This is a genomic window from Paenibacillus sp. FSL H7-0940, assembly GCF_037979415.1.
Taxonomy (GTDB): domain Bacteria; phylum Bacillota; class Bacilli; order Paenibacillales; family Paenibacillaceae; genus Paenibacillus; species Paenibacillus amylolyticus.
Genome location: NZ_CP150280.1, coordinates 1,032,877 through 1,057,598, shown reverse-complemented (window position 1 = coordinate 1,057,598; position 24,722 = coordinate 1,032,877). Strand labels below are relative to the sequence as shown.

The following is a 24,722-nucleotide window of genomic DNA, read 5'->3' as shown; positions in this document are numbered from 1 at the left end:
CCTCCTCAAGATATTGAGCATTTGGCTTTACACTCTGATTATAAAAAGCCGGAGCTTACATCGTAAGGATGACAATTCATCAATGGAGGGATAAAATCCTTCACTGGACCCATAATCTTGCATTTACAATGGATAACAGCAAAAAAACAGCCCCTGCGAAACATGTTCGCAAGGACTGCTTGGGTTGAAATATAAGTTGAACTTAAAAATAATTACACTTGCCACTCCGATGACAGAACAACCTTCCGATCGCTGTTATCCCCAGATTATTTTTAATTCAATTTTACAAAGGTGAAAATCTGGGGATAAAGGCGAACGCTCCGCTTCTTCAGCTTATTTCTGTCCTCTTCGTTCTCGTGTAAAAAATTAGTTCAAATTATATAGATCCTGTATATAACTGTAGTTACTTACCTGAACAAGCCATGCCAGCCGTTTCCTGGCGACCTTGTTCGATCAGGCGATACGCCCGCTCCACTTCTTCTTCACTTGGTGAAGGAACTCCATCCAGTGGATATACTTTACCGAGCGCCTCCCATTTGTAGATCCCCATCTGATGGTATGGAAGAATTTCGAACTTCTCGACGCCATTTAATGTTCCAATAAACCGTCCGAGGTTAAGCAGATCCTCTTCCTCGTTATGAATACCAGGCACATACACGTGGCGTATCCACATTTTCCGACCTTGCTCCGATAACCACTTGGCTGTTTTCAACGTTCTCTCGTTGGATTTGCCTGTCAACTTGATATGTTTCTCATCATCAATATGTTTGAGGTCCAGCAGAACCAGGTCTGTGTGATCCAACAGATCGTGAATCCGTTCCGGTTCGTTAAAACCGTTGCTATCCAGTGTCGTATGCAATCCCCAGCGCCGCTTCACTTCCTTGAAGATCTCGGCTACAAAGTGGGCCTGTAACGTTGGTTCTCCGCCAGATATCGTGAGCCCGCCTCCGGAGCTGCGGTAGTAAGACAGGTAAGGCTCAATTTCAGCCAGTACCTCCTCAAGCGTCATTTCTTTTCCACCATCCAGCGCCCAAGTATCAGGGTTGTGGCAATATTGACATTTGAGTAGACATCCTTGCATAAAAAGCACAAAGCGGATGCCTGGGCCGTCAACCGTCCCGAAAGTTTCGAGTGAATGAATATGTCCGTTAACCATGCTGCCTCTTCCTTTCTGTATCCGCATCCGCTGTGCGTTTAATATGATTTGGAATACCTTGCTCTAGCGGTCTTCTACTAGCAAATTACTTACATCGAGCCATGGAACGTACGGTTGATGACATCCAACTGTTGTTCACGAGTCAATTTAATGAAGTTAACGGCATATCCGGATACCCGTATAGTCAGTTGTGGATAGTTTTCCGGGTGATCCATCGCATCAATCAATTGCTGACGATCAAATACATTAACGTTCAGGTGATGAGCGTTTTGACCGAAGTAACCATCCATCATCGCAGTCAGATTGGATTTACGTGTAGTCTCCTCTTTACCCAATGCTTTTGGCACGATGGAGAAGGTATTGGAAATCCCGTCAAGACTGTGTTCATAAGGCAATTTGGCTACCGAGCCAAGGGATGCCAGTGCACCTTTTTTGTCACGACCATGCATTGGGTTTGCACCTGGAGCAAATGGTTCACCTGCTTTACGACCATCCGGTGTAGTCCCTGTTTTCTTACCATATACCACGTTGGAAGTGATCGTCAGAACGGATTGTGTTGGAACTGCGTTACGGTAAGCTTTGTGCTTGCGAATCATGCCCATGAAGTTCTCGACCAGTTCAACAGCAATGCTGTCTACGCTGTCTTCATTGTTACCGTAACAAGGGAAGTCTCCTTCGATTTCGAAATCAACAGCGATGCCTTGTTCGTTACGAATTGGCTTTACTTTGGCATATTTGATCGCACTCAGTGAATCTGCTGTAACCGACAGACCAGCGATACCACAAGCCATCGTACGTACAATATCACGGTCATGTAATGCCATTTCGATACGCTCATAGCTGTATTTATCGTGCATGTAGTGAATGACGTTGAGGGTGTTCATATACAGCTTAGCCAGCCACTCCATCATTGGTTTGAAGCGTTTCATAACCTCATTGTAATCCAGCACTTCGCTAGTAATGGCAGGATACTCAGGTCCAACTTGTGCTCCGGATTTCTCGTCACGACCACCGTTGATCGCATACAGGAGAGCTTTAGCCAGGTTGGCACGAGCGCCGAAGAATTGCATTTGTTTCCCGATCTTCATAGCCGACACACAGCATGCAATACCGTAATCGTCACCGTAGATCGGACGCATCAGATCATCATTTTCATACTGGATTGAGCTGGTTTCGATGGATACTTTACTGCAATAATCTTTGAAAGCTTCTGGAAGTTTCGTTGACCAGAGAACAGTCAGGTTCGGTTCTGGTGCAGGACCCAGGTTGTGCAGCGTATGCAGGAAACGGAAGCTGTTTTTGGTTACACGCGTTTCACCATTCACGGACATACCACCGATGGACTCAGTCACCCATGTTGGATCTCCACTGAATAGTTCGTTGTAATCCGGTGTACGCAGGAATTTGACAATCCGCAGTTTCATTACAAAATGGTCAACCAATTCCTGAGCCTGTTCTTCGGACAAAATGCCCTCTTGCAGGTCACGTTCAATGTAGATATCCAGGAAAGAAGATACACGTCCCAGTGACATCGCAGCACCGTTTTGTTCTTTGATCGCAGCGAGATAACCGAAGTACAACCATTGGAACGCTTCTTTTGCTGTTGTCGCTGGCAAGGAAATATCGAACCCGTGCATATCGCCCAATTGTTTCAATTCTTGCAATGCACGAATCTGTTCAGACAATTCTTCCCGCAGACGAATGACATCTTCATCAATAACATCAACTTCGAGTGCATTCAGTTCGCCTTTTTTGTTACGAATCAGGAAGTCTACCCCGTACAAAGCTACACGACGATAGTCACCGATGATCCGGCCACGGCCGTAAGCATCTGGCAGACCTGTAATAATTCCTGCTTTACGCGCTGCACGCATGTCGGAAGTATAAGCATCGAATACACCCTGGTTGTGTGTTTTGCGAATGTTTGTAAATATATCAATGACGCCCTGTGGCATTTCAAAGCCATATGCCTCACATGCGTCAATCATCATGCGAATTCCGCCTGTTGGTTGAATGGAACGTTTGAACGGAGCATCGGTCTGAACGCCGACAATCTGCTCTTTGGATTGATCCAGATAACCGGGTTGGTGAGAAATAATAGTACCTGGTGTGTTCACGTCAACGTCAAGGACACCGCCGTTATCCCGTTCTTTTTTGGTCAGATCAGATACGATCTCCCACAATTCTTTGGTATTCTGGGTTGCACCTGCGAGAAATGCTTCGTCGCCGTAATACGGAGACAAGTTGTGTGCCAGAAAATCATTCACATCTACGGATTTGGTCCATGTTCCTTTGGTAAAGTTTCTCCAGCCTGTTTGTTGTTTGACATCTTTTTCAATCACCGACATCGTAATCCCTCCACTAATTTGGATTTCTGGACACATAACATCTTGCTTCATTCGTAGCATTGTGTGCCCAGAGCCGCGATTAATGTGAATTGTTTCACATAAACCGGAACATGTTCTCTCTACTTGGGAACCGGAACCGCGGGATGAATGTTTTTCTTACATTTTCAGTATACGACTTGAGGCTTTCATCATCTGTGATTTTTGTCACAAAGCCAGTGAACTAACTCACTCCACCTGCGCTGTGTCCCATTGACCCCTGTAAATTCACACTTAGCCACTGCGCGGGCAGAACAACTTCCGATCGCTGTTATCCCCGGATTTTTTCAATTTTATATTTCAAAGGGGAAAATCCGGGGATAAAGGCGAACGCTCCGCTTCTTCAGTTTTTTCTGCCCACTCCGTTATTGTGTGAACATCTGGCTCAAACAGCCACATCACGGATTACGTGTAACCTCTATAGAACCCTTTGCTCCTCTATGCTCGGAGCAAATCAAATCTTAGAATAAATCCTGAAAAACAGGTGCTTCGCTCTTCTGTTTTTCTGCCCTCTCGTTATTGTGTGAAAGACGGAAATCGGGGCTCCCCTCTCGGGGAACCCTGATCTTCTTGCCGTAAAGCACGCTTTGTTCTAAATTTATTATTCAAACTTTCCGTAGAAAGCGTTGCGGTATACATCAGCCAGTTCAGTTACCAGCGGCAACTTCGGATTGGCGGTTGTACATTGGTCTTCGAAGGCACGGTCAGCCAGATAATCGACATGTGCTTCAAAGTCTTTGGCATCGAATCCGATCTCTTGGAACGATTCTTCAATGCCCAATGTTTTGTTCAGTTTACGGATGGCATTGATAAGACTGGTTACGCCTTCTTCTGTCGTACGAGCAGGCAATCCCAGTATGCGGGCAATTTCGGCATACCGCTCATCCGCTACAAAGTGCGAATATTTCGGGAACGATGCAAATTTGGTCGGTTTTTTCGCGTTGTAACGAATGACGTGTGGCATCAGGATTGCATTGGTGCGTCCGTGTGCGGTGTGATACTGACCGCCCCATTTGTGCGCCAAGCTGTGGTTAATGCCCAGGAATGCGTTGGCAAACGCCATACCTGCAATTGTGGAAGCATTATGCATTTTCTCACGTGCGAGTTTATCACCTTGCAGCGCAGATTGCTCCAGGTATTGGAATACCAGTTGGATTGCTTTGATCGCAAGTCCATCCGTGTAATCATTTGCCATAACAGATACATAAGCTTCAATCGCATGCGTCAGTACGTCCATACCTGTATCGGCAACGGCTGTTCTCGGCAGGGAGTATACGAACTCCGGATCGACAATCGCTACGTCTGGAGTCAGCTCATAGTCAGCCAATGGATATTTGGTGTTACCTTGATTTTTATCTGTGATAACCGCGAACGATGTCACTTCAGAACCTGTACCGGATGTGGTTGGGATCGCTACAAATTTGGCTTTTACGCCGAGACGTGGATATTTGTAGATCCGTTTGCGGATATCCATGAATTTTTGTTTCAGGTCGTTGAAGTCCGTGTCTGGGTATTCATAGAACAACCACATGGCTTTGGCAGCATCCATCGGTGATCCACCGCCGAGTGCGATAATGCAGTCCGGTTGGAAGCGGCGCATCATTTCGGTTCCGCGATCTACCGTTGTTGTCGATGGATCTGGCTCAACATCGGAGAATACTTCGATCGCTACTGGCATTTGGCGTTGACGCAGATAGTGTTCTACCTTTTCAACATATCCAAGTTTCACCATCATGGCATCCGTAATAATCGCAACACGTGTGATGTCAGGCATTTTGGCAAGATACTGCGTTGCCCCTTTTTCGAAGTAGACTTTGTTCGGCACTTTGAACCATTGCATATTCACGGTACGGCGAGCCACCCTTTTCACATTGATTAAGTTCACAGCGGTTACGTTGGAAGAAGTCGAGTTACGTCCGTATGATCCGCATCCCAGTGTCAATGACGGCATGTTTGTGTTGTAGATATCCCCGATGGCACCGTGTGTGGATGGTGAGTTCACAATAATCCGTCCAGTTTGCAGACGATCTGCGAATTTGCCGATCACTTCTTCATTTGTTGAATGGATAACCGAAGAGTGACCCATACCGCCAAAAGCAACCACTTCTGCTGCACGTTCAATGCCCTCTGCTGCCGTTTTAACTTTGTAACAAGCCAGTACCGGGCTTAATTTCTCAGCCGACAATGGGAATTTGGTACCTACCCCTTCAATCTCGGCCACGAGAATTTTGGTGCCTGCCGGAACTTCAATACCGCACAACTTCGCAATACTCACCGCAGATTGACCAACAATAGCCGGGTTCACCGCACATTTCTCGGCATTAATCGCACCTGCTGTCAATTTTGCTGCTTCATCTTTGTTAACAAAGTAACAGCCATTTGCAATCATTTTTTTCTTCACTTGATCAAAGATCGGTTCTTCAATGATGACCGCTTGCTCGGAAGCACAGATCATGCCGTTATCGAAAGATTTAGACAGGATCAAATCCGTTACTGCCTGATTGATATCCGCGCTTTTCTCGATAAAGCAAGGAACGTTACCCGGTCCTACGCCCAGTGCAGGTTTACCACAGCTGTACGCTGCACGTACCATGCCTGATCCGCCTGTTGCCAGAATGAGAGCCACATCATTGTGATTCATCAGTTCGTTTGTACGATCCATGGAAGGATCATCAATCCACTGAATACAATCCGCTGGTGCACCATGTTTCACAGCCGCTTCCAGTAGGATTTTAGCAGCTTCCCGGCTACAATTCTGTGCAGATGGGTGGAAACCAAAGATGATCGGGTTACGCGTCTTGATGGAAATCAATGCTTTAAACATCGTCGTTGATGTTGGGTTGGTAACTGGTGTAATACCCATGATGATGCCGACCGGCTCCGCAATTTTCTGGAAGCTTTCATACTCGTTATCTTCAATCACACCTACGGTTTTATCGTACTTGATGCTGTGGTACACATATTCTGTTGCAAATATATTTTTGGTGATTTTATCCTCATACACTCCGCGGCCTGTTTCTTCTACGGCCATCTTGGCAAGCATCATGTGTTTATCCAGACCCGCAAGTGCCATCGCTTGCACAATCCGGTCAATCTGCTTCTGGTCCATCTTCATGAATGCGGCGTGTGCTTTATTCGCTTTGTCGATTAACGTTTGAATATACTGACCTGCTGTCGGTTCTTTTGCTGGGGCGACTTCGTTCTTTACAGCCATCTCCCTCATCCTCCTAAAGGTTCGTATTAGTTTGTCTCTCTCGTTTACATTCACATCGTAACATGACAATAAACTTAATTATGTGATTTTTTTCACAAAGTATAACAAATTTAATTTAAGTTTTGTAGTGTCCTTCATACGACCATTTTCACTTCCTATTTAAAATATAGGGCTGTAAAATTCATCCTCTCCATCAAAAGTGAATTTTATCACAATGTTTGAAATTTCGTCATTTTTGCCCCCTTTCCTTCCCCCTCAAACGGTAAGATTAGGTATATACTGAACTTAAAAATTGAACCACCGCAATTTGTACCGTCCTTCCTCCCGGCCGAGATGACCCTGATCAGGACGGCAACGGTTTGCGGCGAACCTCGGAGGCTACTGCTTACTACAGAAGGTCGTCCGATGGACATAAAGGGGAGATAGACTTATGAGAGAACTAACAACTGTACTGGAAAAGCGCGGTAATACTAACTGTTTCTCGGAAGCAAATTTCAACCATCTGCTGGTTACCATGAAAGATAGAACCTATCCGGAAGGTACACATCTGTACTGGGAAGGCGATATCTCTGACAAACTTTATTATATGAAACGGGGCCGTGCCCAGATCACCAAATCCACGGATGAAGGCAAGGAACTGATCATGTACATGTATCAGTCCGGTGATATGATTGGGCAGGCTGATCCCTTCTTTGGCTCTAAACACAGCTTCTCAGCGGAAGTGCTGGAGGATAGTGAGATCGGTGTACTGGAGCATAAAGACCTGGAAATGTTAATCTGCCAGCATTGTGACTTCGCGATCGATTTTATGAAATGGATGGGCATCCACCACCGGTTAACACAGACGAAGTTCCGGGATCTCATGTTATATGGCAAACCGGGTGCACTCTGCTCCACCCTCATTCGGTTGTCGAATTCGTATGGTGAGCCTCATGGAGAGCATGTCATTATTCACAAAAAAATTACCCACACGGACCTGTCCAATATGATTGGAGCCACTCGTGAAAGTGTAAACCGCATGTTAAGCGACCTGCGTAAGAAAGATGGGATTGAATATGACAATGGCATGATTGTCATCAAAGACCTGAAGATGCTGCAAGGAATCTGTCACTGTGAGCTTTGCCCGAACGAGATCTGTCGTATTTAATATTTGACTATGCTGATCGGATCTTGTTTATATATTTAATGAAAAAAAGCCCAGTTCTCTAAAAGAGATTGGGCTTTTTGGTATACTTAGGATGCATTGGTTAATTCGAGCTTTACCGCATCACGTGGATTCAATTTCATGTCCAGACCATTTTCCATTAATTCTTTGTCATTCACCATAATGACCCAACGCTCATTCATACGAGGCGTGACATTCTCGACCGAGACGACAAATTTGTTGTTCTCCGACATTCTTACAATGCCGCTGGACTTCAACACATCGCGAACTGTGCACTCTTGAACGTAGACGCCGGCATATTGACGATTAAGGGTTGGCATAATGTTTCCACCGCTAACCTTGAGTAACGTTGTCTGATATGCAACGCCATCCCCCCCACTGTCAGCGGCTTTCACGTAAATGATCACTTCATCTTTGGCATGAAGCTCCATGTCCCAATCTTCCTGCTCAATATCCTTGCCATTTAATTTGACAGCCCAGCTCAGCGAAGAATCCAGAGAAACTTCACCCACGGATTGAATCCGTTTGCCATCTGCCGTAAAATCAACCAGTCCGCTATTGAGTAATGCTTTTTTGAGTGTCAAACCCTCACTAAAATCTCGCTTAATGGACTTTGTTGCATCAGGCAAAAACGTACTGCCATCTACAGCCACTGTGATTGTATTCGCTGTTTCTGTCTCTTTGACAATTGGCTGCTCAGAAGGCTGTGTCTCACTACAACCAGCCAAGATCGCCAGTAGGAGCAAACATACACCTATGTAACCGGGGATTTTCTTCATCATGTAGGTAACACCACCCTGCGTAAAATCATTCACCCTGTTGTCCATAACCTCTATTATGGCACAACCTTCGGCAAAAAAAAGTGTCAAAGCCGTTACTTTTATAGGCTACCGCCTGCAAATAAGGCTTGTACAAGAAAGAGAGCCTGCACACAGGCTCTCCAATCTATATCATTTTTATGTTCTAATTGGTTACGTTATCATTGGACACTAGCCTGCATGTATGTCCGTCCTCCATCGCCATCTTTCAGATATGGATTAAGCCCGAAGAACTGCTCCTCAGATACGTATACACCTGTCAGCAATCGCCCTTCAAGCAATCCACCGTCAACCTGCACGCAACATGAAGGTGCGTCTACATACTCCTGATACAACGGAATCTGCCCATATTGTTGATGGACCTTGAATACCTTCCCTTGCTCATGCAAAGGGCGTTCCGAGAAATAGGTAGGCACAATGTAACGGGCAATGACATCCAGCTCCTGCACGCTATAAAAGGGTTCATCACCAAGCCATGGTGCAAACATTCGAATCTTCTCATATTGCGACCAAACGACCGCCTGAATCAGCATTTCGGCCTGAACCAGCCGACCTTCTCCCACATCCAGAACCAACCGCTTCCCATGGATGGTTTCTTCCATCTGAGAAGTCATTGAATCAGGTTGTCCCAGCTCACATCCGATACACTTCCAGCCCCTGGACGTTTGAATCCATTTTTGCAGCACCGCCGGAGCTAATCTCGGACCATCGCTGTTCACAGAATGCGTATTCACTTCGGCAAGATCATCCTTAACCGAACGGGAATAGGCTGTGCGCTTAAACAACTCTGCAGCTTTTTTGTAAATTAGATGGACCTGAATGGATGCGCTCTCAAGTTCTGCAATATCTTTTTTGCCGTAGCGTACTTCACGGGATAAGCTTTCTTCTCTCATGACAAGTGGGCCTCCTTCGCTCCGGCCGTCTGTGGCCATTTTCTATAGATTATACTACAACTCATGACAACATGTGCATAGCCCAAGAGAAAAACGCCGATCAACATAGTACTTAAGACAAAAACCCCTGATTTCCACAGAAATCAGGAGTCTATGTCATTCATGCAACAAAAGTGGGTGATATTGCTTATGCGTTAGTCAACCCACTGCTCAGCCCAGTCTTGAATTTGATTCATGACAGGCTGGAGCGCTCTACCTTTATCCGTCAGTTCATATTCAATACGAACTGGCGTCTCGGGATAGACGTGACGAACCAGAATACCTTCACTCTCCAGATCTTTCATCCGTTCGGATAACATCTTATCACTCATGGATGGAATCAGATTGGAGATATCCTTGAATCGCTTCGAACCACTCATCAATGTTTGAATAATTAAACCATTCCAGCGCTTGCCCAAAAAAGAAAACGCCGTCTCAAAACGCGGACACATCCGCAAGTCTTGACCTTCCACATTAATCACCTCTTTAGAGATCACTCAAATCAACTTACATTTTGTTAGTATATTTCATAATAACATATTTAAGCTTCAAAGAAAACGCCTGCAACTAAAAAGTTTAAATTTTAGAAGCATATCATCCAAAATGGATCATACATCCCAGTATACATTACACGCTACGTCGTCACCATGGGAAATATCTTATAACTTCCCCATAGTACTATCTTACCCAAAAAGAACCCAGCTGCCACAGTCATCAATGACTCGGAGAAGGGTTCTTTTTGAATAAAACTTATAATTTCCATTACACGATTGAGTTAGTGAATTAGACCAGCACGCCACCAAATGGTCTTACAGGTTCGCTCTTGCCAAATTCCGGCTTAAAGCTGCGGGCAGGATATGCCCATTTCACAGCATTGCTGATCACTCTTAATATTTCCGGTTTGTAATAGGTCGGATACGTCTCATGACCTGGTCGGAAATAAAAGATTTTACCTTCACCACGCCGGAACGTACATCCGCTCCGGAATACTTCCCCACCCTGGAAGTTACTTACAAACACCAGTTCATCCGGTACTGGAATATCGAAGAATTCGCCGTACATCTCTTCTTTTTCCAATACAATCTTGCCTTCGATGCCATCCGCAATCGGATGAGATGGGTTAACACACCATACAATTTCCTGCTCGTCAGCTACACGCCACTTCAGATCGCAGCTGGTTCCCATCAGCGCTTTGAATGGTTTGGAGAAATGACCTGAATGGAGCACAATCATTCCCATGCCGTTCAGCACTCGCTGCGCAACCTTCTGTGAGATCTCATCGCTTACGCGATCATGTGCCATATGTCCCCACCATATGAGCACATCTGTGGAATTCAGCACTTCATCACTTAATCCGTGTTCAGGCTGATCAAGTGTAGCTGTACGAATAGCAAAGCCTTCGCCGCCAAGTCCGTCAGCCAGTGCTCGATGCAGACCATCCGGGTAGACTTCCCTTACTTCATCGTGAATTTTCTCATGGACAAATTCATTCCAAATGGTGACGTTGATCATATTCAATTTCCCCCTAGTGTAGCTCTAAACCCACCACATGTCGCCCAGCGGTTCTTCGATCAATACTTGCTGGAGATTTTGCACGGCTTTAGAGAATCCTTCTTCAACCGACATCAGACCGTCTTCGTGCTCAATACTTACTACATAATCATATCCGACCAGACGCAGGGCACTCATAATGTCTGCCCAAGTCTTGTTATCATGTCCATAACCGACCGAGCGGAACTGCCAAGCCCGATCCAGCATATTGGTATAGTCCTGCATATCCGTTACACCGTGTTTGTTCACGTTGACCGGATCAATCGTTGTATCTTTTGCATGGAAGTGATGGATGGCTCCTTCACGTCCCAAGATGTGAATTGCCTGAACCGGATCAATACCTTGCCACCACATGTGACTTGGGTCCAGATTGGCTCCGATCACTTCACCTGCTGCTTCACGCAGTCTCAGCAGGGTTGCTGGAGTATGAACGGAGAATCCACCGTGCAGCTCCAATCCAACTTTTACGTTACGATCTGCTGCAAATTTACCCCACTCTGTCCAGTAAGGGATCACTTTGTTCTCCCACTGCCACTTCAGGATCTCCTGGAAGTCATTTGGCCATGGTGCAACAGGCCAGTTCGGATATTTGGCATCCTCATGGTCTCCCGGACAACCGGAGAATGTATTCACTACAGGTACTTCCAGCTTCTCAGCCAGTTCTACCGTTTTAACAAAATCATCGTGAAATCCTTTGGCAATATCCTTTTGCGGATGTAGCGGGTTACCGTGACAGCTGAGTGCACTGATCGTCAAATCGCGTGATTCCACTGCATTTTTGAAGTTTTTCAATGCTGTAGGATTGCTTAACAACTCATCTGGCTTACAATGTGCATTGCCTGGATGTCCGCCTGTTCCGATCTCTACTGCTTTTAATCCCTTGGATGCTACATAATCAAGAGCATCCTCCAATTTACGTCCTCCGAATAGTACCAAAAATACGCCGAGTTTCAAGTGCGATTCCTCCCTGGATTAGATATCGTATGATTGCTGAATTCATGAATATTGAACTGTATACAATTACCGTTCAGATCACATGCCTGTTTGATTAGTGTGGAAAATCGAGAGTGTTTCTATCCTGAAATTGAACGTAAGAATACTGGTTATTCTGCTTCACTCGTAAGAGCATCAAGCTTCGAACACTTTTACTCAGACTAGTGGGATTCCACGGTTTCAATCTCAGTTTGAACTGTGCGAGTTACTGCAAAAGAATCATAGCTGCTTTCCAGATGTATGTGCTTGCCTTCAAGTGAAGAACGCTGGAATGAATGCATGGCTTCCAGTACGTGATAAGCAAGCTTGCCACTGGCTTTGTGTTCCCGTCCGGCACGAATGGATTCAACCATTTCCGTTACGCCGATGCCTCGTTCGTTTTGTCCACTTTCGAAGACTGGTTTGACCGTCTCCCAAGTGTCTTGACCGTATCTGCGAACCTTCACTTCCCCGTTAAAATAATTGGGGTCCGGTACACTAAGCGTACCTTCTGTACCATAGATTTCAATACGTGGCAGATCCGAAGCTCCACGAATATCAAAACTGGTGATCATGGTTGCAATGGCACCCTCTGCAAAATCAATGGTTCCTGCCAAGTGGGTAGGCGTCTCTACTTGCAGTGCTGTGCCTTCCTTCGGCCCAGAGCCAATCTTGCGATCTGCAATCTGTATGCCTGCCGAGGCGCTGATTCTGCGTATCGGTCCAAGCAGCGTAATCAGAGCAGTCAGGTAGTAAGGTCCCATATCAAACATCGGTCCGCCACCTGCGACATAAAAGAACTCCGGATTAGGATGCCAAGCCTCTGGTCCTCCACCCATGAAGAATGAAGTCGCTGCAACCGGCTTACCAATCAGCCCATCCTCAATCGCTTTACGAGCTGTCTGTATGCCTGAACCAAGGAAGGTATCCGGTGCAGAACCAACATACAATCCCTTTTCCTCAGCCAACTCAACAACTTTGCGACCATCCTCAAGAGAAATTGCCAGCGGCTTCTCGGCATACACATGTTTGCCTGCTTCGAGTGCAGCCAGATCGGTCATGGCATGACTGCCAGGAACCGTAAGGTTCAACACAAGTTCAATTTCGTTATTTTGCAGCAACTCATCTACATTGTAAACGTTTGCGATATTAAATTCATCTGCCCGTTCCTGAGCGCGTTCACGAATCAAATCCGCAACAGCCACGACTTCAATGACCGGGTTGTTTTTGAGATTTTCCAAGTAGATGGCGCTGATGTTACCACACCCGATGATGCCTGCTTTCATTTTCTCCACTGTGACGTTCATCTCCTTACGCATGGTGAAAATCTGCGTTTGAATGGTTGAGATACATATGTTTTGTTGGATGTTTCCTGTTCCTTAAATCTAATACTATGGTATTCCGTTTCAGCTTCAATTAAAATGAATAATATGATTGAAACATGAACTATCTGGTCATAATTTTCAAATTGCAAGGAGTATGCCCATGCCGACAGATCAATCCTGCCAAGTTCTTACAGCAGGCTTTTCATTTCATCGTAAACCCTACGCTATGGTGCAGCCTGAAGGGGTGAAGAACTACCTGTTAAGACTGCAAACAGACGGACGTTGCCGTGCACGCATAGACGGGGACATGTCCCTGGTGGATGCGGGCGATCTGCTTCTTTTTGATCCTGACGAACCCTATGAGTTGAGAATAGACAATGAAACCAATCCGATGGGAGAACGACTGGTGGAGAGTGGTGACTATCACATCTTCTTTAATGGTTCCTGGGTGGATGAGTGGTGGAAACGGCACAAACGGCCGACCCGGATCAAAGTCGAACTGACGGAAAGTCTTTTGGTCCTGTTTCGACAGCTCGTACTGGAACAGCGCCGCATCTCCAATCCTTATCCGGAAATTTCAAGTTATTATATGCGGATTTTATGTCTCGAAGTGGATCGTCTGCTCGCGGAGCATCCAACGATAACCAACACCAATTATGTGGCTTATGAGATCAAAAACTACATTGAAGAAAACGCTTCCTCTTTATTCAAGCTCGATGATGTGGCAACACATATTGGCATCAGTGTCTCACGGGGTGTTCACCTCTTCAAAGAAGCGTTTGGCAAAAGCATCATGCAATACACGCTTGACGTACGGCTGAATATGGCCAGGGAACGGATTATTTTCAGTCCAATGACCCTGGAGCAAGTGTCTGAGTCTTCCGGCTTTAACAACTATACCTATTTTCATCGGGTATTCCGTTCCCGGTTCGGCATGTCGCCGAAGGAATTCCGCGTCATTCACCGGGAACAGATGTAATCATACCAGTATACGTAAGTTGAACTTATTTGCGCGCGGCTATGGCCTCGGATACAACCATCGCCAGATCTTCATTGCCAAACATGGACAACACGCCAAGTACCGTATCATCCGGGATTTCACCGGCTTCCTCCTTGGATACAATCAGCTTCTGCACCTGCTGCAAACGCTCGTTGCTCTGCTGATCCGGGTAGGCTTGCCGGTACATCTCTTCCGGGTCCAAACCATTATTGACACACCACTGGGCAAATACGAGGATCATCATCTCTTCTTCCTGTTTATAGGTTTCTACAACAGCTTCCTCGATCTGTTTATTACGTTCCTTTTCATATTCATCCATAACTTGTATTCCTCCGTATGTGTATTCTGCAATTATTTGCGAATCAATTGTTCCGCCAGTTCATGACTGTCCATGACGTGACTTGCACTGATCAGGCAATCATCAGGTGAGTCCAGACAAGCCAGGAAATTATCAACTGCTCCGCTAAAACCTCTGCGTGTTAACACGGTTTCCCAGCTCCCGAACGTTTCTTTGGTTTCCAGACTCCCCTGTTCCATGCAGCTGATCGTGTCCATGTTCACCACTTCAACAGATCGTCCACCACCATGCAATTCGATCTTCTCCAGATCTGCCCCAGCTTCACGCACCATATCGAATCGACCGTAGGCTGTTCTGCCCAGCTTGGCCGTTCCGGTTGCGTGCAGCAGTCTGTCCAGATCATTCTTCCGAATCCATTGATGAAGCAACTCCACATTATGATCCGAGTACCACAACATCAGATCCAGCATATGGATGAGATCATCATAGATGGTTTCTGCCGCAGGACGATCCTGAATGCCTGTACGATGTTTGGTCACTGTCAAGGATTCAAAACCTTTTCCATCCTGCATCCATTCTTTCGCTTTTTGGTACATCGGTGCGAATCTACGGTTAAAGCCTACTGCGAGTAGCAGCCCTTGTGCCTCGGCAAAAGCAGTCATCTCTTCCGACTCCCGAATCGTATAGGATAACGGTTTGTCTACGTACACGGCTAATCCCTGTTCCAGACATTGCATGACAATGTCAAAGTGCGCTTCCGTTGCTGTATGTACAAACACCGCATCCAAGTCCCAGGACAACAGTTCCTTCAGATCCGTTGTTCCCCGTTCTAATCGATACGCCTCCTGAACGGCTTTGACCGGCTCCGGAGATCGGTTCATAATGCCTACAATCTCCACGTTCGGATGAGCTGTTAACAGCGGCAAATATACTTTACGTGCAATATCGCCGAGGCCGATAATTGCAACTCGTTTACGTTGGGTTGTTTCCATGATGATCATTCCACCTTCAGTTCGGTTCTATATTTCCACGTCCTATAGTGTAACCCTTCGGACAGCAACTTGCCAGTGATTGCAGCACACTTCGCACGAATTGTTCAGACAATGGGCGAACGTGGTAAACTTAGGAGGAACAGCAGTACAGATCGGGACACGACCAGACCTGCCTGATCTGAAAGGAGCGTTTGGGATTTTGCGAAAATGGTTATGGCTTCTGTTATATGTTTTACTTGCAGGAGTCACGTTTATTTACAGATATGAACTGCTGGCCTGGACAGATCTTCATCAGTCCATTCCGCTGTTACTCGCCATGGCAACATTGTTTGCTCTTGTGCCTGTAATTCCTTATAAGTTTGTTATTATCGCCTTTGGTTACAGTTACGGTACCACCACGGCAGCCTGGATATGCTGGCTTGGCACCACACTTGCAGCCATGCTCGTGTATGGCGGAGCAAGAACCATCTTCAGACATCAGGCGAGATCGTACCTCGAACGTATTCGGGGTCTGAACCGTTTTACCACATGGATGGAAGCACATCCGTTCATGGGTGTCATGTCGATGCGACTGTTGCCGATCGTGCCTCAGATGGCCGTTAATATCTACGCAGGTATAACGTACACGCCATTCTGGGTCTTCATGCTTGCCACGGCCATTGGGAAAATGCCAGCGATTTTTGTATTTGCCTATGCAGGTGCACAAGCTGAAACCTCAATCTGGCTGAGCTTGGCCATCCTTGCCGGATATCTGGTGTTCATGGCCATTGTATTGCTCTTATTTCGCTTTCGGTCACGCAACAAAGCCTGAATTCAGAATTCGCAAACCGTTCAGATTCAGCTTGTTTTCATTCCGGCTTGGTTGGCTCGCCAATTCAGGATATAATAGAAGAGCAAGCCTAATGCTTGTGTAACAAGTTTAATAAAACGGTAGATTGCTGGAGCTCGAACATGAGCGCTAAATCTTCATCAGAAATGGAGTGACTATAGCATGGAACAACATTCAAGTGAGTTAGCAACTTTTGCAGGCGGATGCTTCTGGTGTATGGTATCCCCCTTTGAAGAACTGCCCGGTATTCATAAGATCGTATCGGGTTATACAGGAGGACATACCGAGAATCCAACATATGAAGAGGTCTGCTCGGAGACAACAGGACATGTAGAGGCTGTACAAATTACGTTTGACCCTGCCATCTTCCCTTATAAGAAACTGGTTGAACTGTTCTGGCAGCAGATTGATCCTACGGATACAGGCGGACAATTCCATGACCGCGGATCTTCCTATCAGACGGCCATCTTCTATCACAGTGAAGAGCAGCGCCAGATTGCGGAAGCTTCCAAAGCGGAGCTGGGACAAAGTGGACGTTTTGACAAACCAATCTTCACACCCATTTTGCCAGCCAAACCGTTCTATGAAGCGGAAGAACATCATCAAAATTATCACCGGAAGAACCCTGCCCATTACAAACGCTACAGCAAAGGTTCTGGACGTGTAGATTTCATCGAACGCAACTGGACCGGTAACGTGGATAAAGACGGGCTGAAAGAGCGTTTGACGCCGCTTCAATATGAAGTTACCCAGAACAGCGCGACCGAGCCTGCATTCCATAACGAATTCTGGGATCACCACGGTGATGGTATCTATGTGGACATCGTATCTGGCGAGCCATTGTTCAGTTCTACCGACAAATACGACTCCGGCTGCGGCTGGCCGAGCTTCACACGTCCATTGCGTGACCACAACGTGAAGGAAAAAACCGATCTCAGCCACTTCATGATTCGTACCGAAGTGAGAAGTCGTGAGGGTGATTCCCATCTGGGTCACCTGTTCAACGATGGTCCTGCCGAAGCAGGTGGAATGCGTTATTGCATCAACTCTGCTGCACTTCGTTTTGTACCCAAAGAAGACTTGCAAAAAGAAGGTTACGGTGAGTACGCCGTCCTTTTCCAATAAGTTATAATACAAATACAAAAAGAGCAGTGGGATGATCCCGCTGCTTTTTTGTCGTACATTCTTGTTTTCATAGACGAACTATTGTTGCACGAGAATGCGTTGATTAGGTTTGGCTCGAAGAGATTTCCGAATTCAATTGATTGGCAGGAGCCGTCTGATCATTACGAAATTGAATTCGCATCGCTGGAACAATACCCAGGATCATCACGGTAACCGAGATTGCGTAGACGATAAAAATGGATGTGCTGTTCATCAGTACACCTGCCATGGAAGATCCAAGAAGCATACTTCCTATGAATAAAGGTGTGATGGTGCCATTCACTCTCCCGATCAAGTGCTCATCTATCCGAGTGACCAAGTATGTGGAGATGATGACGTTGATAAATGCCATACTGATTGAGCTTAAGAAGCTGATCAAAAGGGTCAGCCAGAACCAACTGGATAACACTTCCCCCATCGTGGCTACAGCCAGACACAGCACACCTACAAGCAGAGTTAAGGTCTGGTTCAGCTTAGCACTTACAGCAGCCGCAATACCTCCTCCAATCAATAAACCTATTCCAGATGCACCAGATAAAAACTGTAACGACGTTGCTTCAAGTCCCAGACGTTCAGTGATCAGAAATATTCCAAGTGGACTGATGAGACCCGCCGAAAGCCCTATACAGATGAATACCAGACTAAGCATTTTTAACGAGCGAGATCGAGCAACATATTGCCAGCCCTCTCTGATATCCGCTAATAATGAGGTATTTGTTTCCCGCTGAGTGGCGTCTTTAGGCAGAAATGTGAGTAGAAGCGCAGAGATGAGGAACAGAATGAGTAATGCGTACATGGATGCCTGAATTCCCATTGCAGTGTATATAAACGTTCCGACGATTGGTCCCAGAATTAAAAACAACGATTGACCACTCTGTGTAATAGCAATTGCAGATTGCAAATGTTCTCCCTTTACATTTCGCCTCACAATCTTTAGAGAGGATGGTTGAGAAAACTGGCTAACGATAGAGGATACAAACGTGGCTACGTATAGAATCTGCCAATACCCGGAAGATAAAACACCGATAATCATGACAATAGACAACGCGCTCAGAATATCCCCCAGTATCATCGTACGTTTGGGATTCCAGCGATCAGCAAGTGCACCGCCTATGATGGAGAAAACAAAAATCGGGGCATATTCAAGCACGGTAATCAGCGAGACGGCTATTGGACTTCCCTGAGTTCGATCCATCACATAATAGAGGATCGCCATATTCCGGATCCATATCGCCAGATTTTGCAGCAGATCAGACCCTGTCACGATTAAAAAAGCTTTATTCCTGAACAATGAGTTCATTCTCCATCTCCTCTTTTAAACCGACTGTCCGGTTTATTAATATTTAAAAAGAAAAACTGACTTTACATCAGCTTTTCATGGTTAATGTTGTTGAATGCCTGCCAGCAGACCGGCCATGCCTTTGTGGTAAATACGACGAATATCCGTCAGGTCCTTCTCATAATAGAGTGTAGTCAATCCGCTAAACAGACCGTAGATAATGTGCATTACATCCTGTGGGTCATCCGGTTTTAACTCCCCATCTTCCATCCCTTTAGTAATAATGGACTCGTATGTCGCATACGGAATTCGGATCAGGGAAAGCATCTCATCAAGCATCTCCTGACTGACGACCTGACCCGAGACAAACTCGTTAATGGCGTGATTCAGCGGGTTAGCCAAATCATCCACGTAATGATCAGCAAGTCCGTACAATTTGTCTATGGCAGTCTTATACCCGGATTCTTTGTCCAGCCAAGCATCCATCCAATCTTCATTGTTAAGCTTGATTAGATACATGAATAACTCTTCTTTGCTTTTGAAATGATAATAGATGCTGCCTTTACTCCGATTGTTAATCGTACATATGTCTTCCATGGAAGTTGCACTATATCCCTTTTGGGCAAACAGTTCCTTGGTATTACGTGCAATGTCTTTCTTTATCTGGGTAACATCTTTTCTTCGTTTAACTTCGATTGGAAAAACCTCCATAAATTAAACCGACTATTCGGTCTAATAGTATCACAGCACAAATACCCCGTCAATTCAATTTGCTCAGGCACCCTCTCATTTGCTGTTTCAAAAGGATGTACAAGAGAGTGCCTGGCTACAATTCAGGAAAGAAGTCGTCACATCATACTTACGATCCAACCGATCCAATACGCAAATGGAATTAATAACAACTGTGCCAACAGTGTACCGAATAAACGGGATACGAGCATGCAACCATAAATCTGATTCATGCGATCCAAACGGATCTCGCCACGTAATGATCGGTCACTGAGCAGGGAAATCCGCGGATCAATCAGGATGGTTAACAAAATAGTCGCTATTCCGTTAATTAACCCGGTTGATTGGGATGCAGCTACAGCCTGCCCTGGGTAAAGGTACGCTGCGTATAAGCTGGACAGGACACCTGTGGTATAGATTGCGGTTACCGCTACATTAAGCAGCATTAACCGTCTTGGCATCCCATGTTGTACCAATCGTTTGGCCATCTTCCAGGATGGCGGGGTGATGTAATACGTTGCATTTCTAATCTTGCTTCGCTTCAGCATACCGCGAACCATCGCAGGGATGGAACCGGCTGCTTCAAAATGTACAACCATTCTTGATGAGAGCTTCACCATGGTTGGAAAGCACAATATGGCTAATGCCGTTCCAATTGTTGCCGCACCCATTAACCAGTGCAGCTGCGCCGCAAAGTGTGGATTGGTTCCACGTGTTGCAGTATCCACTAGATTACCTACCATCGGACCCTGGGCCATATTCGAGGTTCGAGAAACCAACAACAAGATACCTGCCAATGAAATAGCCAACGCGATTCTGCGGGTGCGTAATCCACCGAGGCGGAGCGCGTATGACAAGCTGTCTGCGGCATGAATCAGCATGGTGAACAGCATAGGGATTGCCAGACTAATACTAAACATATGTATGTACTCCTTTATATTCCTGTTATTGAACTTATTTCTTTCATGGACAGCATTATACTCCTCTGACTTGCAAAAGTATAGGAACGAGATCCTTCTATATGAGTTGAACTAAAGAATATTTACACTGGACACTCCGATGACAGAACAACCTTCCGATCGCTGTTATCCCCAGATTTTTTTGATTCCTTTTATAAAGGGATAAATCCGGGGATAAAGGCGAACACTTCGTTTCTTCAGGTTTTTTCTGTCCTCTCCGTTTCGTGTAAATGTTTATTTCAATTTATATAGATCATCGGTAAATGCACTTACGACCTCGGATGTTCATCGTTTATCCCTCACCTCAGAGGGTAATATACAACTAATCCATTATTGTACAGGAGGGGTTCATATGCCTTGGAACAAACAGGATTATCCGGTATCCATGAAGAACCTGGAACCACGTGTTAGACATAAAGCAATTGAGATTGCTAATGCTCTGCTCGATGACGGGTATGAGGAAGGGCGCTCGATTGCTATAGCGACAGCTAAGGCGGAAGAATGGGATGAAAATCATCCCGCACCGGAAAGTTCGAAATCGGACTCCACATCTTCTTCCGAAAATTCCAACCGTAACAAGTCGTCTTCCACAGATCGTCGTCATTCTGAGCCCGTTTCTTCGTCCAAAAGTCATGATAACATCCATGTCGTGCCTACCGACTCCGGTTGGGCGATCAAGGAAGAAGGAAAGTCTACCTATCTGTCCACATTTGATACTAAGGCAGAAGCTGTAAATAAGGCCAAAGAACTGAGTAGCAAACAAAATATTCGAGCGATTATCCATAATCAGGATGGTCAGATTGCTTCTTCGATCAAACCCTGAATGAATCGGAAAACAACAAAATCCCTTTTGCTGCTGAAGAGCAGTCAAAAGGGATTTTGTATGAACTTTAACTATCAAGACCTGAATGTGCATACAGGTTATAGTTGTTCTGAAACGTATGGTTAATTGGATACACCTCTAGCCACCGTAGTCCGTTGTGAAATAGCAGCAGCGTTAACTGCCTTGGCTGCAGCCGATGGCATCGGCAATTTCACAGCCGAAGTTGTAACCACGGTTCCGCGAGCCGGAACACTAACGACGTACGTGATGACTTTGCTGGCAATCCATACGGCCAGAATCGTATATAAAGTTTCTTTTACCGGAAGAAAGAAAAGCGACAATCCCAATACAAAAGCATCGCTGACAAAGAAAACTGTTCCCAGCTTCCATCCCTTCCAGCGGCTAACCAGCACGGCGAGAATATCGTCTCCGCCTGTCGCTCCACCGAATCGAAGCACGATCCCAGCGCCTACCCCTGTCAATATACCGGATAGAACTGCCGGAATCCACAGATTTCCGTTAAACGACAATACCAGTGTGGAGTATCGTTCAAAGCCGTCATAGAATAGGGAAAATGCACCGACGCCAAGCAATGCCTGAATCATGAATTTCCAGCCTTTGAGGAACCAAGCCAGGATCATGACCGGAATGTCCAGTAACAACATACCGATAGCAGGTGATAAGCCTGTTGCGTATTTTCCGAGCAGGGCCAGACCAACAAATCCGCCCTCCGATAAATGATTCTGAAAGTTAATGTGATAATAAGCAAAAGCTAAAATAAATGTACCGAGTAGCATAATGGCGAATTTGATCGCCTCTGTTTTAACGTGTTGTAAGGTTAACGATGTTCTCTTCATTCAGGTTCCCTCGCAGTTTGTAGGTTGGTTTTTTAGACCGACCGTACCCTGCAAAAGGTAAGCCTGGAAGAAATCATCGTGTACGTCCTTCGAATATTCATTCCAATCCCCTCTTTCGCAGAGTCAGCCGTTTTTTTGAACCGGTTGGTGTACTCTACAAGGGGCGCTATGTGTATGAGAGATCGTAACGTTTCCAGATCGTCCTTGGGGAGATTGTCCTTCGGGAACTCATGGTATCCTGATCCTTTCTGTTCTGTTGTGGTTAGCTGTGCTCAGTTAAACTGAAAAATAACTACAATGCATAAGCTTGAACATTTAATTGTACACTTACACTTGGATTACAGTACCCTCTTTTGATCGCGGTTATCCCCGGATTTTTGGAATTCCATTTTCCCTCTGGGGAAAATCCGGTGATCGCTTATGCTTCCGAAGCTGCTTTCATTCAAAAAGCTTTCAGGCGAACGCTTCGCTTCTACAGATGGGTTCTGCACTCTTCGTTCTTGTGTAAATTGTAAATCCAACTTACAGCAGTTGCAAGTTCATTCAGTTTAAACACCAAAGCTAACTTGCTTGTTCTTCTATTATATAACACCAACGTGACCGGGTCTAAACAGTAGACCCCTCAAAAACAGGCATAAAGTAGCCTTTGGACTGCTCCAGCAGTCATACGGCAACACCAGGATAAGCAATGCTTGCTAATGGTGCAACCTGCTCCTTTATTCTATGACCAAAGCTTCCAAAAATAACTGTCAGTCACCCAACTGTTACAAATTGGGGCCTTTTTTTATTTTCTTGCGCTTTTTAAAGGAATCATTTTCCTTTCACACATACACTATAGCAAACGTAATCGGCTTATTCTTTGTCCAGTTCAGACGTTTCCAGACTTACTCTGTTGTTTATGGTATAATATAACAATTGAATCCCACTACCGTTTAAGCGAGGCGGATTGATGAAAACGTTAAAGCCAAGAGTCTTTATTGGCTGCTCGCTGGAAGCGAAGCCGATTGCAGCCGCAGTACACGAAAACTTACGTTTTTCAGCCGAAGTTACCCCTTGGTATTCCGGGGTTTTTAATCCAAGTAGCTATACCATGGACGATCTGGAAGTAGAGGTCCGTACGACTGACTTTGCCATTTTTATTTTTCATCCGGATGATATATCCAAAATCCGCGGGAAGTACTACGCGTCAGTCCGGGATAATACAATGCTGGAAATGGGTCTGTTTATGGGTCGTCTGGGACGAAAACGTATTTTTTTCATTCTTCCTGAGGATATTACAGACATCAAGGACACAACCAAGGTCGAAGGATTGCGTATGCCCACAGATCTGCTGGGGTTAAATCCACTCGTATATGAAATCCGTTCTGACGGAAAGTGGGCACCAGCCGTGTCCGTGGCATGTTCCAAAATCGCAGACAGTATTGAGGAACAAGGACGCTGGAGTGATCCAGAATTGGAGAACATCATTGAGAAGCATAAACGCACTGAGGGAGAAGCAAGGTTACAACTGCTTAAGTTGCTGCGATTCTTTAGGGAATTGCTGCGTACCCGCAAAGCAGATGCCAAGATGCTGGAGCGAATGAGCGATGCCTTACGTACTGCCTTTGTCTCTCATCCTCCATTCGCTGTACGTGGCACAGCCATATACCGTACAGATGACAGTGGTTACATCGAGCAATTATGTGGTAATGTTGGAGAACCGGGGAGAAAGTATGACTTGTCCGCTAACGACGACAAACAACCGGATGATCCCAAGCGCATCCTGGTGATTGATTCTTACCGGGAGAATAAAATCAAGATTAACCTGTATGATGATTACCTTGAGAAAGAGTATCTGCTATGCTATCCTGTAGCCAAGAGGTATGTTATCACCGTTCACATTATTGGACATATTGAAGCGGATGAGGCGGTATTTCAGCAGATTGACCTACAGAATCGTCAACTGTTCAACGCCATCAACGATTTGTTAGGAGGCGAACCGGAATGAAACCGGAAACGAAAAAAATAAGCAAGCGCTGGGGCAGCGAAAAAAAGGTACGCCTCAGTTCTGCGCCCGAATCATCACGACCGGTTCCGGAACCCAAGGAAGAAGATCGTTTCCACAAGCCGGCCGTACCGCTAACTACCATTGGGCCCTCCCTGAAGGGCAAGGAAAGACCTTATAAGGTCATCCTTGAAAAAGAGGCGTTCTACGAAAAGCCTCAATATCTTGCATAATTCCTGAACACATCATCAAACCTGCCGCTGAATCGGCAGTATTCCATAGGCCCCGCCG

Annotated in this window: 22 protein-coding genes; 7 read left to right on the top strand and 15 right to left on the bottom strand. The window is 45.7% G+C overall.

All coding sequences use genetic code 11. The features are described from left to right. Nucleotides 1–403 precede the first annotated feature (403 nt). The 3 genes from pflA to adhE all read right to left on the bottom strand — a co-directional run bounded on the left by pflA (nt 404) and on the right by adhE (nt 6,754). Nucleotides 404–1,156, bottom strand: coding sequence for a pyruvate formate-lyase-activating protein (gene pflA / locus MHB71_RS04475; RefSeq protein WP_036614436.1), 753 nt, complete (start codon nt 1,154–1,156; stop codon nt 404–406). Between the two features lie 89 nt (nt 1,157–1,245). Beyond that, a complete protein-coding gene (gene pflB / locus MHB71_RS04470) occupies nt 1,246–3,504 on the bottom strand; it encodes a formate C-acetyltransferase (protein ID WP_036614438.1) in 2,259 nt (752 codons plus the stop codon). A gap of 637 nt (nt 3,505–4,141) precedes the next feature. Beyond that, a complete protein-coding gene (gene adhE / locus MHB71_RS04465; protein WP_074095716.1) occupies nt 4,142–6,754 on the bottom strand; it encodes a bifunctional acetaldehyde-CoA/alcohol dehydrogenase in 2,613 nt (870 codons plus the stop codon). A gap of 430 nt (nt 6,755–7,184) precedes the next feature. On the opposite strand from adhE, the gene MHB71_RS04460 reads away from it, so the two are divergent. Continuing rightward, complete coding sequence (locus MHB71_RS04460; RefSeq protein WP_036614443.1) at nt 7,185–7,901, top strand: Crp/Fnr family transcriptional regulator; 717 nt, start codon at nt 7,185–7,187, stop codon at nt 7,899–7,901. 86 nt (nt 7,902–7,987) lie between these two features. Here MHB71_RS04460 and MHB71_RS04455 read toward each other — a convergent pair whose 3' ends face one another. From MHB71_RS04455 to MHB71_RS04430, 6 genes are all read right to left on the bottom strand, one after another. Continuing rightward, nucleotides 7,988–8,701 (bottom strand): hypothetical protein, encoded by a 714-nt coding sequence (locus MHB71_RS04455; RefSeq protein WP_017687552.1) that lies wholly within the window; start codon nt 8,699–8,701, stop codon nt 7,988–7,990. 197 nt (nt 8,702–8,898) lie between these two features. Continuing rightward, entirely contained in the window at nt 8,899–9,630 is a 732-nt protein-coding gene (locus MHB71_RS04450; RefSeq protein WP_340028917.1) for a hypothetical protein, read from the bottom strand. A gap of 194 nt (nt 9,631–9,824) precedes the next feature. Continuing rightward, entirely contained in the window at nt 9,825–10,121 is a 297-nt protein-coding gene (locus MHB71_RS04445; protein WP_074096966.1) for a helix-turn-helix domain-containing protein, read from the bottom strand. A 331-nt stretch (nt 10,122–10,452) separates the two neighbouring features. After that, on the bottom strand, nt 10,453–11,181 hold the full coding sequence (locus MHB71_RS04440; protein WP_017687549.1) for a trehalose utilization protein ThuA: 729 nt from the start codon (nt 11,179–11,181) through the stop codon (nt 10,453–10,455). A 24-nt stretch (nt 11,182–11,205) separates the two neighbouring features. Then, nucleotides 11,206–12,174, bottom strand: coding sequence for a sugar phosphate isomerase/epimerase (locus MHB71_RS04435; protein ID WP_340028916.1), 969 nt, complete (start codon nt 12,172–12,174; stop codon nt 11,206–11,208). Nucleotides 12,175–12,374: 200 nt separating this feature from the next. Beyond that, complete coding sequence (locus MHB71_RS04430) at nt 12,375–13,487, bottom strand: Gfo/Idh/MocA family oxidoreductase (protein WP_036614448.1); 1,113 nt, start codon at nt 13,485–13,487, stop codon at nt 12,375–12,377. Nucleotides 13,488–13,677: 190 nt separating this feature from the next. Between MHB71_RS04430 and MHB71_RS04425 the strand changes: the two genes are divergently transcribed. Further along, on the top strand, nt 13,678–14,496 hold the full coding sequence (locus MHB71_RS04425) for an AraC family transcriptional regulator (RefSeq protein ID WP_017687546.1): 819 nt from the start codon (nt 13,678–13,680) through the stop codon (nt 14,494–14,496). Between the two features lie 25 nt (nt 14,497–14,521). Here the strand turns inward: MHB71_RS04425 and MHB71_RS04420 are convergent, their stop codons facing one another. Further along, entirely contained in the window at nt 14,522–14,836 is a 315-nt protein-coding gene (locus MHB71_RS04420; protein WP_036674958.1) for a hypothetical protein, read from the bottom strand. Between the two features lie 32 nt (nt 14,837–14,868). Next, nucleotides 14,869–15,807, bottom strand: coding sequence for a Gfo/Idh/MocA family oxidoreductase (locus tag MHB71_RS04415; RefSeq protein WP_340028915.1), 939 nt, complete (start codon nt 15,805–15,807; stop codon nt 14,869–14,871). A gap of 199 nt (nt 15,808–16,006) precedes the next feature. On the opposite strand from MHB71_RS04415, the gene MHB71_RS04410 reads away from it, so the two are divergent. Together MHB71_RS04410 and msrA are read left to right on the top strand one after the other, a co-directional pair. Further along, nucleotides 16,007–16,618, top strand: coding sequence for a VTT domain-containing protein (locus MHB71_RS04410; RefSeq protein WP_036614914.1), 612 nt, complete (start codon nt 16,007–16,009; stop codon nt 16,616–16,618). Nucleotides 16,619–16,798: 180 nt separating this feature from the next. Continuing rightward, a complete protein-coding gene (gene msrA / locus MHB71_RS04405) occupies nt 16,799–17,761 on the top strand; it encodes a peptide-methionine (S)-S-oxide reductase MsrA (protein WP_036614455.1) in 963 nt (320 codons plus the stop codon). Nucleotides 17,762–17,864: 103 nt separating this feature from the next. On the opposite strand, the gene MHB71_RS04400 is transcribed toward msrA, so the two are convergent. The 3 genes from MHB71_RS04400 to MHB71_RS04390 form a co-directional block, all read right to left on the bottom strand. Next, entirely contained in the window at nt 17,865–19,100 is a 1,236-nt protein-coding gene (locus MHB71_RS04400; protein ID WP_340028914.1) for an MFS transporter, read from the bottom strand. 81 nt (nt 19,101–19,181) lie between these two features. Further along, nucleotides 19,182–19,790 (bottom strand): TetR family transcriptional regulator C-terminal domain-containing protein, encoded by a 609-nt coding sequence (locus MHB71_RS04395; RefSeq protein WP_340028913.1) that lies wholly within the window; start codon nt 19,788–19,790, stop codon nt 19,182–19,184. A 137-nt stretch (nt 19,791–19,927) separates the two neighbouring features. Beyond that, nucleotides 19,928–20,728 (bottom strand): lipid II flippase Amj family protein, encoded by an 801-nt coding sequence (locus MHB71_RS04390; protein WP_340028912.1) that lies wholly within the window; start codon nt 20,726–20,728, stop codon nt 19,928–19,930. Between the two features lie 391 nt (nt 20,729–21,119). Here MHB71_RS04390 and MHB71_RS04385 point away from each other — a divergent pair, with 391 nt between their 5' ends. Then, nucleotides 21,120–21,590, top strand: a complete 471-nt coding sequence (locus MHB71_RS04385) for a DUF2188 domain-containing protein (RefSeq protein WP_340028911.1) — start codon at nt 21,120–21,122, stop codon at nt 21,588–21,590. A 122-nt stretch (nt 21,591–21,712) separates the two neighbouring features. Here the strand turns inward: MHB71_RS04385 and MHB71_RS04380 are convergent, their stop codons facing one another. Further along, a complete protein-coding gene (locus tag MHB71_RS04380; protein WP_036614465.1) occupies nt 21,713–22,447 on the bottom strand; it encodes a YitT family protein in 735 nt (244 codons plus the stop codon). A 949-nt stretch (nt 22,448–23,396) separates the two neighbouring features. On the opposite strand from MHB71_RS04380, the gene MHB71_RS04375 reads away from it, so the two are divergent. Both MHB71_RS04375 and MHB71_RS04370 read left to right on the top strand, forming a co-directional pair. Beyond that, entirely contained in the window at nt 23,397–24,434 is a 1,038-nt protein-coding gene (locus tag MHB71_RS04375) for a nucleotide-binding protein (RefSeq protein WP_051447360.1), read from the top strand. After that, a complete protein-coding gene (locus MHB71_RS04370; protein WP_017687536.1) occupies nt 24,431–24,664 on the top strand; it encodes a hypothetical protein in 234 nt (77 codons plus the stop codon). Before MHB71_RS04375 ends, MHB71_RS04370 begins: the two co-directional genes overlap by 4 nt. Nucleotides 24,665–24,722: the final 58 nt, after the last annotated feature.